This is a genomic window from Serratia sp. A07 (genome assembly GCF_058725505.1).
Genome location: NZ_JBZXDO010000014.1, coordinates 1 through 14,746, shown reverse-complemented (window position 1 = coordinate 14,746; position 14,746 = coordinate 1). Strand labels below are relative to the sequence as shown.

Annotated in this window: 11 protein-coding genes; all 11 read left to right on the top strand. The window is 58.3% G+C overall.

Annotated features, from left to right (window positions below; translation table 11 throughout):
* Nucleotides 1-7 precede the first annotated feature (7 nt).
* On the top strand, nucleotides 8-2,131 hold the full coding sequence (locus AC4PR2_RS15175) for a peptidase domain-containing ABC transporter (protein WP_084827204.1): 2,124 nt from the start codon (nucleotides 8-10) through the stop codon (nucleotides 2,129-2,131).
* On the top strand, nucleotides 2,109-3,296 hold the full coding sequence (locus AC4PR2_RS15170; RefSeq protein WP_458309232.1) for an efflux RND transporter periplasmic adaptor subunit: 1,188 nt from the start codon (nucleotides 2,109-2,111) through the stop codon (nucleotides 3,294-3,296). The genes AC4PR2_RS15175 and AC4PR2_RS15170 overlap by 23 nt, the downstream gene beginning before the upstream one ends.
* A complete protein-coding gene (locus tag AC4PR2_RS15165) occupies nucleotides 3,286-5,244 on the top strand; it encodes an ABC transporter permease (RefSeq protein ID WP_492175269.1) in 1,959 nt (652 codons plus the stop codon). Before AC4PR2_RS15170 ends, AC4PR2_RS15165 begins: the two co-directional genes overlap by 11 nt.
* Nucleotides 5,241-6,620 carry an efflux transporter outer membrane subunit gene (locus AC4PR2_RS15160; protein ID WP_330113037.1) on the top strand — a complete coding sequence of 460 codons (1,380 nt, stop codon included), beginning with the start codon at nucleotides 5,241-5,243 and terminating at the stop codon, nucleotides 6,618-6,620. Before AC4PR2_RS15165 ends, AC4PR2_RS15160 begins: the two co-directional genes overlap by 4 nt.
* A gap of 2 nt (nucleotides 6,621-6,622) precedes the next feature.
* Nucleotides 6,623-7,876 carry a beta-ketoacyl-[acyl-carrier-protein] synthase family protein gene (locus tag AC4PR2_RS15155; protein WP_197803868.1) on the top strand — a complete coding sequence of 418 codons (1,254 nt, stop codon included), beginning with the start codon at nucleotides 6,623-6,625 and terminating at the stop codon, nucleotides 7,874-7,876.
* A gap of 11 nt (nucleotides 7,877-7,887) precedes the next feature.
* Nucleotides 7,888-8,130, top strand: a complete 243-nt coding sequence (locus AC4PR2_RS15150) for an acyl carrier protein (protein WP_060422950.1) — start codon at nucleotides 7,888-7,890, stop codon at nucleotides 8,128-8,130.
* Between the two features lie 545 nt (nucleotides 8,131-8,675).
* Complete coding sequence (locus AC4PR2_RS15145) at nucleotides 8,676-9,224, top strand: tyrosine-type DNA invertase (protein WP_044030581.1); 549 nt, start codon at nucleotides 8,676-8,678, stop codon at nucleotides 9,222-9,224.
* Nucleotides 9,225-9,705: 481 nt separating this feature from the next.
* Nucleotides 9,706-10,227: a fimbrial protein gene (locus tag AC4PR2_RS15140; protein ID WP_060441332.1), complete on the top strand. Its 522-nt coding sequence runs from the start codon at nucleotides 9,706-9,708 to the stop codon at nucleotides 10,225-10,227.
* A gap of 96 nt (nucleotides 10,228-10,323) precedes the next feature.
* Nucleotides 10,324-11,001, top strand: coding sequence for a fimbrial biogenesis chaperone (locus AC4PR2_RS15135; RefSeq protein WP_060422955.1), 678 nt, complete (start codon nucleotides 10,324-10,326; stop codon nucleotides 10,999-11,001).
* 106 nt (nucleotides 11,002-11,107) lie between these two features.
* The gene (locus tag AC4PR2_RS15130; RefSeq protein ID WP_492175268.1) at nucleotides 11,108-13,657 is read left to right on the top strand and encodes a fimbria/pilus outer membrane usher protein; all 2,550 of its coding nucleotides are present in this window, start codon (nucleotides 11,108-11,110) and stop codon (nucleotides 13,655-13,657) included.
* A gap of 7 nt (nucleotides 13,658-13,664) precedes the next feature.
* Nucleotides 13,665-14,746: fimbrial protein (locus AC4PR2_RS15125; protein WP_492175267.1), on the top strand; the 1,082-nt coding region annotated here is incomplete at its 3' end.

Genomic DNA, 14,746 nt, shown 5'->3' with positions numbered 1-14,746 from the left:
ACTACGTATGGAAAACATCCTTCCTACGCCGGTCTTGCAGAGCGAAATCAATGAGTGCGGGCTGGCCTGTATCGCCATGCTGGCGGAAACTCAGGGCATTCGCGCACCGTTGACGGAACTGCGGGAGCGTTATCCCGCTTCGCAGCACGGCACTTCGCTGGCGACGCTGTGCGCCATTTTGGGAGAGCTGGCGCTACCGGCTTATCCGGTGGCGTTTGAGCATCAGGATCTGGCGGCGCTGCCTTTACCGGCCATTTTGCATTACGGCGCAGGCCACTATGTGTTGCTGGCGTATCGCCAGGGGGGGTACGTATGCGTAATGAATCCGGCATTGGGGCAGCAACTGCTGCCGTACGCTGCCCTGAAAGCGGAAATCAGCGGTTATGCGTTGGTACTGGATCGCGATGAGATACCGGCTGGTGCACCGGCCCCGCGCAGCGGCCGCCGGCGCGCTTTCGCCAGCTTAAGCCTGAAGGATACCGCCGGCATCGCCGGCATTTATCGCCTGGCGGCGATGACGTTTTTTATCTCGCTGACGCTGTTCATCATGCCGATGATGGTCGCCAGCGCGATCAATCAGGTGTTCGCCATGGCCGGCGAGGTCGCGTTCCCCTATGCCTACTATCTATTGGCGTTCGTGGCGTCCACGGCGTTGGCGCTGGTTGCTCGCATCTTTACCGAACGCTTCATCAAAAATTTCGTGTTGTTGCACGGCGCCGCCGGTTTTTCTCGCCTGCTGGAAAACTCGCTCAATTTCTTCAGCAAACGCGCCCCCGGCGAGATCTTCAGCCGTTTCACCAGTTGGCAGATGGCCGCCGGTCAGAAAATCGAACTGGATAACGGCCTGCGCACCGACTGGATCATTGGGGCCATCGCGCTAGCGGTGATGGGGTATCTGAGCCCGATGCTGGCACTGGTGCCGGTTGTCGGCGTGCTGCTGATGGGGGCGGTCAGCGTGTGGGCCATCTACCGCGATCGGCATTACACCCAGCAGCTGCAGGTACGAGGCGCGGTGCAAAATGACTTCATCCTGGAAACCATCCAGGGGTTTTCGACCATCAAGTCCGCCGGCCTGGCCGGCCAGCGGCAGGAAGGGTTCGCCGAACATGCCCGCTCGCTGTTCAACTGCCTGCAGCAGCAAAAGATCTATGAGCAGATAAAGGGCAGCATTTACCAGCTGATCGGCAGTCTGGAGATGGTGTTGTTCATGCTGCTGGCGTTGCCGCTGCTCAAGGAGGGCGAGCTCAGCCTGGGGGCATTCTTCGCCTACAGCTTTCTGCGCGAAATCTTTACCTCGTACAGCAGCAAGATCTTTTTCGCCGTTTTGCAGAAAAACCAGCTGCACGTCATCGATGAACGCGCGCGGGACCTGTTTCCTGCGGTATCCGTTCGGGCACCGTCTGAGGACGAAAGCGTGAGCCATTTTGACGCGCAGCTGGCGTATCGGGGGGTGACCTTCGCTTACGATGCCGGCCAACCGGTGTTGCGCGATTTGTCTCTGACACTGGAACGGGGAGAGTGTATTGCCATTTGCGGCGGTTCCGGCGCGGGTAAAAGCACGTTGCTGAAGGTGCTCGCCTGTCTGCTGACGCCGCAGCAGGGGGCGCTGGCGCTGGATGGGCGCGTACTGGCAAGCGCCGCCGCGCAGCGGCTGTTTTTCCTGCAAAGCCAGGAGGACATTCTGTTCAATGCCTCAGTGTTGCAGAACATCACGCTGTTCGCGCCGTCTGCGCCGGGCCAGCAACGGCAGGTGGAGCAGGCGCTGCGCAGCCTGGGGTTGGCGGACGCGGTGGCGCAGCTGCCGGGGGGCGTGAATGCCTTGGTACGGGAGAGCCATGCCGGGCTGTCGCTGGGGCAACGCCAGCGTCTGTTGCTGGCGCGCGCCATGTACAGCCGTTGCCCGGTGTTGGTGCTGGACGAGCCGACGGCGAATCTGGATGAAAAGACCGCGGCGACGGTGATGTCGGCTCTGGTGGCGCATTGCCGTGAAAATCGTAAAACCCTGGTGACGGTCACCCATAATCCGCGGCTGTTGCCGTTGTTCGATCGGGTCTTGCGCATGTCTCAGGGGCGGTTGGTGCCTGAATTCCCCCATGACGTGAGGATGAATGATTGTGCTGCGGTGGAGTGACGAGTCCGGGAAGAGACGCTGGCGGCGAGTGGCGCTGGCGCTGTGCGTTTTGGTGGCGATGGTTGGCGGGCTGTCGTTGCTGAATCGGTCTCCTGACATGCAACCACCGCAAACGGCGCGCGTCGAGCGCGGGGACATCGAAAAAAGCGTGTTGGCGACCGGTATTCTAAAACCGATCCGGCAGGTGAACGTTGGCGCACAGGTCAACGGGCAGTTGAAAAAACTGTATGTCAAACAGGGGGACAGGGTGACCCAGGGGCAGCTGTTGGCCGAGATAGATCCGACGCTGCAGCTTAACGAGCTGCGCAAGTCACAGGCCGAATTACGCAGCGCACAGGCACAGAAACTGGCGAGCCAGGCGCAGCTGAAGCAGTACCAGCTGGAACTGACGCGGCAAAGGGCGCTGGCGCGTGACCGCGCCGGCGTGGCCAGCGATTTGGAAAAAGCGCAGGCGCAGCGCGACGCGCAACTGGCGCAGCTGAAAGTGAACGAGTCGCAGATCGTCCAGGCCGAAGTGGCGCAGGAAACCGCGAGGGCCAATCTGGCTTTTACCCGTATTACCGCCCCTATCGACGGCGAGGTGCTGGGCATTGTCACCCAGGAAGGGCAGACCATCGTCTCGTCGCAAAGCGCGCCGACCATTTTGGTGATGGCAGACGTGGATACCATGATGGTGCACACCCGCATATCGGAAAATGACATCTTGCAGGTGAAGACGGGGCAGCCGCTGTGGTTTTACGTCGCCGCCGATCCCAGCCGCCGATATGAGGGGGCCATGGGTGCGATACAGCAGGCGCCGGCGGAGGCGCTGGAAACCGACCCGCTGGGCAGGAATTCAAGCCAGCAAACGGCGGCGGTGTATTACAACGGCGTGTTTGCCGTCGCCAACGACGAACGCCGACTGCGCACCTCGATGACGGCGCAGGTATTTATCATTACCGAACGCGCGCAGGGCGTGGTGCGGGTGCCGATGGCTGCGCTGGGCGAGGCATTAGATGAAGGGGATTACCAGGTCAAGGTGTTGGATGGCGAGCAGACCGTGGTACGCCGAGTGCGTATCGGTACCCGCGATCGTCGCTATGCCGAAGTGCTGGAAGGGCTGAGCGCAGGGGAACGGGTGCTGCTGGATCAGCAGCCTGATGCGGAGGAAGGCCATGTCAGCTAACGCCGAGCCCATTATTGCGTTGGAAAACGTCTCGCGCGAGTCTCAGGCCGGGGAGCAGAAAATTGCGGTCCTCAAGCGCGTATCCCTGAGCATTCAGCGGGGGGAAATGGTCGCTATCGTCGGCGCCTCCGGTTCTGGAAAATCGACGCTGATGAACATCATCGGCTGTCTGGACAAGCCTTCTCAGGGCAATGTGTACATCAACGGGGTGGCTATTGGGCAAGCCGACGGCGATCGCCTGGCGCAGCTTCGCAGCCGGCATATCGGCTTTATCTTCCAGCGCTATCATCTGATGCCCTATCTGACCGCCGGCGAGAATGTGGCGATCCCGGCGTTGTATACCGCCATGCCGGCCGCAGAGCGCCGCCAGCGGGCAGCGTATTTGTTGGCTCGGCTAGGGTTGGCGCAGCGCGGCGGTCATCGCCCGGCGCAGCTTTCCGGTGGGCAACAGCAGCGGGTCAGTATTGCCCGTGCCCTGATGAACGGTGCGGAAATCATTTTGGCCGATGAACCGACCGGCGCGCTGGATAGCGCCAGCGGTCAGGCGTTGATGGCCATTTTGCACGAGCTGAACGCGGTCGGGCACACCGTCGTTATCGTGACGCACGATCGGCGGATCGCCGAGCAGGCACGGCGGATCATTGAGATCGGCGACGGCGAGATCGTGGCGGATCGTCGCCATGAGGCCTCCCGACAGCCTGCTACGTTCGAACGGCCGCTATCGCCGGTGGCCCCCCTGAAGCGCATGGCACCGGGTGTGGCGCTGAAAGAGGCTGTCGGCATGGCCTGGCGGGCATTGCTGGGGCATCGGGTCCGGGCCGTGTTGTCGATGCTCGGCATCATTATCGGCATTGCGGCGGTGGTCTCCGCCATCGCCATCGGAGAAGGCACACGGCGTAATATTCTCAAGGAAATCAGCCAGCTTGGCACCAGCACGTTGGAGATTCGCCCTGGCCTCGGGTGGGAAAAATCGCGCCCTGATTTCGCGCGTTCGCTGAGCGCGCGCGATGCTGCATTTTTGGCGGCGCTGCCTTACGTCGACAGCGTCTCGCCGGTGATCGGCACCCAACTGCTGGCCGTTCGCGAAAGCAAACAGGTGCCACTCGCCGTGATGGGCGTCGGCGAAGGGTATTTCCGCACGCAGGGCATTCGCCTGCTTTCCGGCGGCCTGTTAACCGCGCAGGATCTGAGTGAGCGTGCACCGGTAGCGGTGATTGATCCCTTGTTAAAGCAGGCGCTGTTTTCTTCCCGGCAAGACCCGGTAGGCGCGGTATTGCTGATAGCGGGCGTGCCTTATCGGGTGATTGGCGTCGCGCAGCGTCGCGGCGCTCAATACGCCGGCTCTCAACCGCTTGCCTGGCTGCCCTATACCTCCCTCACCGGCCGCATCGCCGGCGATATGCCGCTGGAATCCATTGTGATGCGAGTGAATGAAAAACTGACGCTGGAAGAGGCGGGGCGGGATGCGACCCGGCGTTTGATCGTAGAACACGGGCGGCGGGATTTCTTCACCCTGACCGACGATCAGCTGACGCAATCCATTCAGCGCGCCTCAGACTCCATGCAACTGCTGATTACCGCGATTGCCGCCATCTCGCTGCTGGTGGGCGGTGTGGGGGTAATGAACATCATGCTGGTCTCGGTGACGGAACGGACACATGAGATCGGCATTCGATTGGCGGTGGGCGCCGCTGAGAGGGACATTATGCGGCAGTTTCTGATCGAGGCGGTGGTGATCTGCAGCCTGGGGGGCGTGTTGGGGATCGCCTGCGCCGCGTTGGTTAAAGGGGCTCTGAGCGGATTGGCGCCGCAGGTGACGATGATCTTTACCTGGCCGCCGCTGTTGCTGGCCTGCGGATTCTCGGCGTTGATCGGTGTCGGGTTCGGGTTCTTTCCCGCCCGCACCGCCGCGCGCCTGCAGCCGGTGGAGGCGCTGGCGCGAGAATGAGCCGACTTTGGGTTTGTGGGCTGGTGATGCTGTCGCTGAGCGCCTGCGGATGGCGGCCGATCGACGCCACGACGCCACCGTCGTTGCCGCCGCAGTGGCGCGTGGTCGATGAGCGCTCCGGTTCACTGCGCGCGGGCATCGCCTGGTGGGAAAACTTCAACGATCCGCAACTGTCGGCGCTGATCGACGGCGTGCTGATCGCGAATCAGGATCTGGCGCTGGCCGGATTGCAGTGGCGTGAGGCCATGTTGGAGGCCGGATTAGCGCAGGGCAATTTGACGCCGGATCTGGCCGCCAGCCTGAGTGGCCGCAATACCCGAGCGCTGCGGGGCACGACTACGCCGCAGGAAAGCTACCGTGCAGGGCTTTCTCTGAGCTATGAACTGGATTTATGGGGCAAGCTGGCGCGCATTCGCGAACAGACAGAATGGCAGGCCGTCGCCTCGGCGTTGGACCGGCGCAATACCGCGTTGACCTTGATCGGTGCTACCGCGCGCGGGTATTGGCAGATTGCCGATTTGAATCAGCAAGTTATCCATCAGCAACGGATGGTGACGATCGCGCGTGAAACTTTGCGGCTGGTGGCGGCACGTCACACCGCGGGCGACGTTGGCCGATTCGAGCTGTTGCAGGCGGAACAGAACCTGTTGGCGAGAGAGAATCAGCTGCATGAGCTGGAGCGGCAGCGGGAAGACGCGCGTAACTCGCTGGCGTTATTGTTTGGGCGATCGCCGCTGCTGCGCTATAGCGAACGACGTTCGTTGCCGCTTGAAGAGGTGGCTATCGCGCAGCGCCTGCCAGCGGCGGTGATTGCACGCAGGCCGGATGTTCAGGCGGCAGAGCGCCGCCTGAGAGCGGCGCTGGCCGGTGCCGAGGCGGCCAGGTTGAGTTTTTATCCGACGCTGAGCCTGGAAGCCGGGTTGGATGCCGGCAGTGGGCTTTTCCGCCGGTGGTTCAGTGAACCTTCGCGTTCGCTGGGGGCCACGTTGACGCTGCCGTTTATCGAATGGCGCAAGATGCGCTTGTCCAGTGACAAAGCGGCGTTGCAGGCGCAGCGGGCGGAGATTCAATTTCGCGATGCGGTCTACCGCGCGCTGGCCGATGTGGACAACGCCATGCGACAACGCCTGGAAGCACAGCGGCAAATCGGCAACCAGCGGCGGCATCTGGCGATGAGCCGGCAAGCCGTGGCGTTGGCGCGGCATCAATATCAGGCTGGTTCCGTCGCGCTGCAAACGCTGCTGGATGCGCAAGAGGCGGTGTTGACCAGCGAAAATTCGCTGTCGGCGCTGCAATACCGCTACCTGAACGCCACGATGCAGCTCTGGCTGGCGCTGGGCGGCAACGAGGCTTTCGCATCGGGGCAAGGAGAATAAGCATGGAGAAAATAAGACGAGTGGTGGTCACCGGTTACGGTGCCGTCACCGCGCTGGGCGGCAATGCGCAGCAAAACTGGCAGGCTATCATGGCCAGCCGCCTGGCCTATCGCTATCACGATAAATCGGCGGCAGGGATCCACGCGCGCTTTTTTGCTTTGCTGGAGTCTGAGCCGCCGCTGGAGGGCGTTGCTGCGCGGGTAAGTCGCCGGCTACCCAGATTCGCCAGGTTGGCGCTTGCCGCCGCCGCAGAGGCGATCGAAATGGCGTTTTCATCCTCTTACAGGGGGCCTGCGCACTTTTATTCGTCGTTGGAGTGCGGGGCGATTATCGGCAGCGGCTGGGGAGGGCAGGATGAGATCATGCAAAACAATGCGGACTATCTGCAATCCGGATTGGGGCAGTTGTTTGGCTGTTTTCACGCGATGCCCAATATCGCGACCGCCATATGCGGCCAGCATTGGCTGCTACGGGGTTATCAAGGCTCGCCGGCGGCGGCCTGTGCGACCGGCGGCATCGCGATTGGCGATGCGTTTGAGGCGATTCGCAGCGGCCGCGCCGCAATGATGCTGGCCGGCGCGTCGGAATCGCTGAGCGGCAACGGTGCGATCTGGAATATGGATGCGTTGCGTTTGTTGAGCCGGGAGCAGAAAGATATCACCAAAGCCAGTTGCCCGTTCAGCCGGGATCGCAACGGTTTCGTCCTGGCGGAGGGGGCCGCCGTGTTATGCCTTGAGGAACGGGAAGCGGCTTTAGCGCGTGGTGCGACGATCCTGGGGGAGATCAAAGGGTACGGCAATTTTTCAGACGCTTTCGATCTTACCGCCCCGGCGGAGGATCAGCAGGCGAAAGTGAAAACCATACGACGGGCTTTAGAGCAGGCGCAGCTCGACAGTCATAAAATCGACTATATCAATGCGCATGGCACCTCTACGCTGCAAAACGATGTGAGCGAAACCGAGGCGATCAAGGCGGCTCTGGGGCGCGATGCTTACCGCACGCCGATTTCCAGCACGAAATCCTATACTGGGCACCTGCTTGGCGCATCCGGCAGTTTTGAGGCCATCGTCTGCCTGCAAGCGTTACAGCAACAAATGATGCCGGCAACCTGCCATTTGCACGAGACCGATCCCGAATGCGATCTTGATTATATTCGCGAGGGGCATCGGCATGGCCGTCTGCGTAATGTCATGAGCCTCAGCTTCGGTTTCGGCGGCGCCAATGCGGCGCTGGTATTTGGTTATCACAATGAATAGCGATAGGGCCTATGGAAAAGTATCATCGGTTATATGAGACGATTTGCGGCATGTTGTACGAAGCCAGAGGGCTGGAGAGAACGCAGCTGTCGGCAGATATGCCGCTACAACAGCTTGGGCTGGACAGCCTGGATTATATGGAGCTGATGCTGGTGGTTCGGCGAGAATTCGGCATTACGCTCACTGCGGAAATGCTTATCGAACACCCTGAGTTGACGCTCGGTGAATTGTGCCACGTGATAATCCGTCAATAATTTCATCCCCCCAGGCGATCGCTTGTTGAGGTCAGGCCTGGGTTTTTTTCGTCTGTTGTGACTGCCATTTCATCTCTTACCCTTCCAGTTTCACTCTGTTATCGATATCCATAATTATTAATGCTTATCCGTCAGGTTAATATGAACCCGTGATGGCGGTTTTTCATTCTCATTTTGGCGGTGTTATTAATGGCGAGTGTTAATGACATGGCAATATTTTTTAGGAATATTCTTTGTTTTGCCGGTTAATTTATCAATCTTACGCCACATCGTGCCAGGCAGTGATAACGCAAGCTAAAGCAAACAGGAAGCCGTGTGGTGATAATGCCGGGAATCTGCGGAACCCATTCGCAAGAGCGACTCACAAGGGTGGTTGATGCCCGTGATAATAACGCCTGTCGCGCTGTTCGCATTCGGCAAATCCGCTATACTCCGCGCTGGATGCAGGAACCTATCCATAAGCCAGGGGCTACCCTGAGTGTCCATTGTGGTGACGTAAAAGGAAAATGACAGCCACATTTTTCCGAGCAAAGTAATGAGGTTGTATGTCTAATCGTAAACATCTGACGCCTTCCGAAGTGGAGAGACTTCTTGAGGTCACGCTGCAGGGAAAGAATCCAGAACGCGATTATTGTTTGATTTATATGTGTTTTATTCATGGGTGTCGCGCCAGCGAAATAGGGGGGTGGCGCTTATCGGATATCGATCTGGAAGGCGGTAATATCTATGTACATCGGTTGAAAAATGGCTTTTCCACCGTCCATCCGCTCTATCTGCGCGAAAGGCAATGTCTGCGGCGCTGGTTGGATAAGCGTCAACGGCACCGCTGGGCCGATCAAGAGTGGCTGTTCCTGTCCAACCGCGGTGGCCGTCTGTCGCGCCAACGTATTTACGGGTTGATTCGCCATTACAGCAAGGTGGCCAAATTGGAGGTCAACGCTCATCCACATATGCTGCGGCATGGCTGCGGATTTGCATTGGCGGACCGCGGTATCGACACCCGTTTAATTCAGGATTACCTCGGGCACCGAAATATCCAGAATACGGTGATTTATACCGCCAGCAATGCACAGCGCTTTAAGGAAATTTGGTAAGTGTGATTTAAGTTAATAACGATAAGGAGTCACTTTGAACTAAACTGAAACATACTGTAAGGACGCGTAAAAACAATGTCAATATTCCCATGCCCTCTTTCCTGCTTAAAGCTTAATTCTTTTTGAAAACAGTGTGTTGTGATTTTTTCTCGTATCCCCTGCCCCCTCTTAATCTAAGCAAAATCCTAATCAAAAATCCGCGAATTTAAATCATTGAGTTTACGCCTTGGTTTTTTAGTCTGATTTAATATCACTTTGTTACTCAGCTGGTTTTAAATCCTGTTAAATGGGTTTTTATTGGTTTTAAAAACCAAAGGAGTCACTTTAGTTCAAAATGAATCGTTTGGGTGAATAAGCCCGAAGTCATTAATCAGTCTGGCTACGGCCCTTCACATTCATGGAACTAAATAAAAGGAATGACATTAAGGATATGTCGGAAATAAACCCCATGCATATTTTGCATAATTTTAAGGAAAGTAGGATGAAAAAGAATCTGTTGGCTGTAGCTGTATTGACCGCGTCCGCATTTATCCCCTCTGCATTTGCTGCTGACGGCGCGCTGAATATCACTGGCACCATTACCGATCAGTCTTGCACCGTCGATCCGGACTCCCAGAACAAGCAGGTCGCTCTGGGTAAGATTGCCAAAGACGCATTCACCCTGTCTAAAACCGCTGGCGCCAAAGCCTTCAACCTGGTGCTGAAAAACTGCCCGAAAACTGTGACCGGCGCCACCGTGCGTTTTGACGGTACTCAGGTGCAGGGGCAGTCCGGGCTGTTGCAACTGACCGGCGCCGGCACCGCTGGGGTCGCGGGCGGTATTGGCGTACAGCTGCTGGACGACGGCAGCAACGTGCTCAATATCGGCAACGATTCCCGCGTGTATGCGCTGGAAGAAAACAAAGACAACACCCTGGGCTTTGTCGCGCGCTATTTCGCTTATGACGACGTTTCCGTCGGTAGCGCTAACGCTACGGCCAACTTCACCATCGTTTATCAGTAAGGCTATGCCGTCACGGCGGCGAAACAGTTAGAAAAATGAGCCAGAGGGCGTGTTCTCTGGCTCTTGTTCATCGGTGATGGGAACGGGAAGAAAGAGATGAAAGCTGGATACTTTGCGCTGACGGCGGCGTTGTTGATGACGCTTTGGGCTCCGGTACAGGCCGGCGTGGTAGTGGGTGGAACGCGCCTCATCTATGACGGCGGTAAAAAAGAGTCTGCTCTGAATATCAACAATCCGGATGCGGTGCCTTATCTGATCCAATCCTGGGTCGATGCGCAAGAGGGCGATAGCGCGAAAGCACCTTTTATTATCACGCCGCCGCTATTTCGTTTAGACGGGGGCCAAAATAACCTGCTGCGCGTGGTACGTGCGGGCGGCAATTTACCGACGGACAGAGAGTCGCTGTATTGGCTGAATGTGAAGGCTATTCCTTCGGTGGAAAAGAAAGAGAACACGCTGCAAATTGCGATCAAGACCCGCATAAAGCTGATTTATCGCCCGCAGGGGCTCGTCGGCAATCTGGAAGAGGCGGCCGGTAAAGTGACGTGGCGGCGCAGCGGCGATCGTTTGCAGGTGACCAACCCTTCTCCCTACTACCTCACCTTTTTCAATTTGAAGCTGAATGGCCGCGCCATTACCGGCAACACCATGGTGGCGCCGCAGGCGAGCGCCAGTTTCCCGTTGCCGACGGCAAGTGGCGCAGGTGGCAGCCTGAGCTGGCAAATCATCAACGACTATGGCGGCACCGGCCAGACCTTCACCAGCACGTTATAACCGGGCCGCGGTGCGTGTTTTTTTGCTCTGGGATAACGCTGGAGCAGGCGTTCGGCTTACCTGATTCTTCGTCGGGCCGAGCCAATCGGGACAGGGAGTTAAAAGGATGAATAACCCGAATTGCATTGGTTTACCAGGGGCGCGATCGGTTCTGGCCGGCCTGATATCTTGCCAAATGGCGCTGCTGAGCTCGATCGGCACGGCTCATGCGCGCGATTATTTCAACCCGGCGCTGCTGGAAATTGATAATCCGGCGCTGCGCGGCGCCGATCTCTCGGTGTTTGAGGAGAACAGCAGCCAGGCGCCCGGGAACTACCGGGTCGATCTTTACCTTAACGGCGAACAGATCGACAGCCTTGACGTCGAGTTTCGGCTTATGCCGGGAGCCGACGGGAAGCAAGCGCTGCAGCCTTGTTTCAGCACGGAAAAATTGGCGGAACTGGGCGTGAGGGTGGCCATGTTTCCGGCGATGGTGCCCGGGGATAGCTGCGTCAACCTGGCACAGACCATTCCACAGGCCTCTGCGGTATTCCTGTTCAATCAGCTGAGGCTGAATTTGAGCATCCCGCAAGCGGCACTGCGCTTGAATGCGCGCGACTACGTTTCCCCGGATAAATGGGACTCCGGCATACCGGCGCTGTTGGTCAATTACAACTTCAGCGGCGCCAATAACCAGATGCGCGACAGCGAACGGCAAAACAACAATAACTATTACCTCAATCTGCGCTCGGGCATCAACTGGGGCGCCTGGCGCCTGCGTAACTATTCGATCTGGAACCATTACACCGGCGGTTCTTCTTCCTGGCGCTCAATCAACACCTACCTGCAGCGCGATATCGTTGCGTTGCAAAGCCGCCTGACCCTGGGGGACAGCACAACGCCCAGCGATGTGTTCGATAGCGTGCAGTTCCGTGGGGGGCAATTGGCCTCTGAGGACGACATCCTGCCGGACAGCATGAAAGGGTACTCGCCGGTGGTGCGCGGGATCGCGCGTACTAATGCGCAAATCGTAATCCGGCAAAACGGCTATGTGATTTATCAAAGCTATGTGCCGCCGGGGGCATTTGAAATTACCGATCTGTATCCCACGGGCGGCAGCGGCGACCTGAATGTGAACGTGCGTGAGGCTGACGGCCAGGAGCAGCATTTTGTGGTGCCGTACGCCGTGGTGCCGGTATTGCAGCGCGAAGGGCGTTTTAAATACAGCCTGACCAGCGGGAAATACCGTTCATACGGCGGTGGCGTTGATGAACGCCCGTTCAGCCAGGCGACCGGGATCTACGGTCTTCCGTGGGGAGCCACGCTGTATGGCGGCGTGCAGGCGGCCAGTAAGTATCAGTCCCTGGCGCTGGGTTGGGGGCAGAACCTGGGGGCGGTGGGCGCGCTGTCTGCCGATGTCACCCAGGCCTGGACCAAGCAGGAAACCCGGCCGAAGGAGCAGGGGCAGTCATGGCGTTTGCGTTACGGCAAGAACTTCATTGAAACCGGCACCAACTTTAGTCTGGCCAGCTACCGCTATTCCACGCGCGGTTTTTATAACCTGCAAGAGGCGCTGGAGAGCTACGGCGGCAACAGCGCTATCTATAACGATCACAAGAAGAGTCGCGCCGAGCTGACGATGAGCCAAAGCCTGTGGGAGCGGGGGGGAACGTTGTCGCTCAGCCTGTTTAACGAAGACTACTGGGACGATAACCGCCGTTCGCAGTCTGTCAGCCTCAGCTACAACAACAGCTGGGAGGCCGTCAGTTACGGGCTGAATTACACCTTCAACCAGAACGGCTACGACAGTAACGGCAATCGCAGCAGTATTCGTGACCATATCGTAGCGTTCAACGTCAGCGTACCGCTCAGCAAATGGCTGCCGGGCAGCTATGCCACCTACAGCATGAACGCCAGCCGCAATGGCGCTACCAGCAATAACCTTGGGTTGAGCGGTACCACCTTGCCGGGCAATAACCTCAACTACAGCATCAACCAGGGCTATACCGGCAGGGGCGCGGGGGCGAACGGCAATATTCAGGCGGACTACAAAGGCGCCCTCGCCGAGTGGAACCTGGGGTATGGCTACGATCGCCATCGCCGGCAGGTGAACTACGGCGTACAGGGGGGCGTTCTGGTGCACCAAAACGGCGTCACGCTGTCGCAGCCGCTGGGCGATACGGTGGCGTTGGTGCAGGCGCCCGGCGCGTCAGGGGTGGATGTCCTGAACCAAACCGGGGTGAGCACCGATTGGCGCGGCTATGCGGTCGTGCCTTACCTGACGCCTTACCGGCGCAATATCGTCGGATTGGACGGTGAATCTTTTGCTGAAGATGTCGACATGACGCTGAGCAGCCAAACGGTGATCCCAACCCGCGGCGCCGTGGTGCGTGCCCGCTTCAATCCGGACGTCGGTGCCCGCGTGTTGCTGACCTTGCTGACGCGCAGCGGTGACCCGGTGCCGTTCGGCGCCACCGTCAGCAATCTCAACAGCCCCTCTGACAATGCCGGCATCGTCGGCGACGGTGGCCAGGTTTATCTGGCCGGCCTGGCGGAGAGTGGGCAGCTGCGGGTGAAGTGGGGCAATGACGCGGCTCAGCAATGTCAGGTCAACTATCAATTGGCTAATCAGCTCGAGAGCGGTGGGATTCGTCTCGTTAACGGGCAGTGTTTATAAGGTACATATGATGGCGACAGGAATATCGATTCAACGAGGGATCATCGTCGGCGGGCTATTGGCGTGCGCAACGTTCAGCGCACCACAAGTACAGGCGGCTTTCGGGCAGTGTGCTCCTATTTCGGGGACTCATGGGTTTTCATTCCTCTTTTCCCCGGTTTTAACCGACCCGTCGCAAAACGTGGTGGGGCGGATTATTAAGAATGCTGACGGCGGCAACTGGAATTTGCCCGGTTCTTATCGGGTGAAGTGCGAATGCCAGACGCGTACGGCGTCTTATGTCACCGCCAAAATGCTGCTGAGCGAGCCGGTATTCAGCAGCGGGGGGTTAACGTATTACGCGTTGAATGAATACCTGGGGGTCGCGAGCGAAGTTTTCGTGGCGGGATATCGCAATGAGTTTATTGCCGCACCGTTCACCAATGAGTCTAACTTTAAGACCGATATGGATGGCGATGACGAATCCTGTGCTAGCACGCCCTACAACAGCGGCGCTCGCGGGCGAATTCATCTGTATTTCCGCCGCCCTTTCGTTGGCGTGACCACAATCCCCAGCACCCGCCTGGTGGACACCTATGTCTCGGTGGCGAGTGGCGTGAAAAGCGATGTGCCGGTCTCCACGATATCAATGAGTGGCACCGTCACCGTGCCGCAAAGTTGTGTTATCGATCCGCAAGTGGTTACGGTCAATTTTGGCGACATCTTGACCTCGAATATCCAAACCAAGGGCGCGATGCCGCCCCGTTTTACTCCAGAAGAGAGAACGCTGACGCTGGCCTGTCGCAATATTTCCGCCGGCGTCAAGGTCAGCCTGTCATTCCGCGGCGAGGCTGACGGCAGCATGCCTGAGGCGCTGAAAACCAGCAATCGCGACATTGGCGTGATGATTAAGGATATGCAGGGCAATGTGATTCGGCCTCAGAGCGGGCGCTTGCCAATCGATAACTTCCAATATCCCAATCAGAGTGGCAGTTCACGGATCAGCATCTATCCGATCAACACCACCGGCCAGTATCTCGCGTCAATTATTTTGGCCGGTCGGCGACAATTAAAATGGCCGGTTCACTACGGCGCCAGTGATGCCGCCTC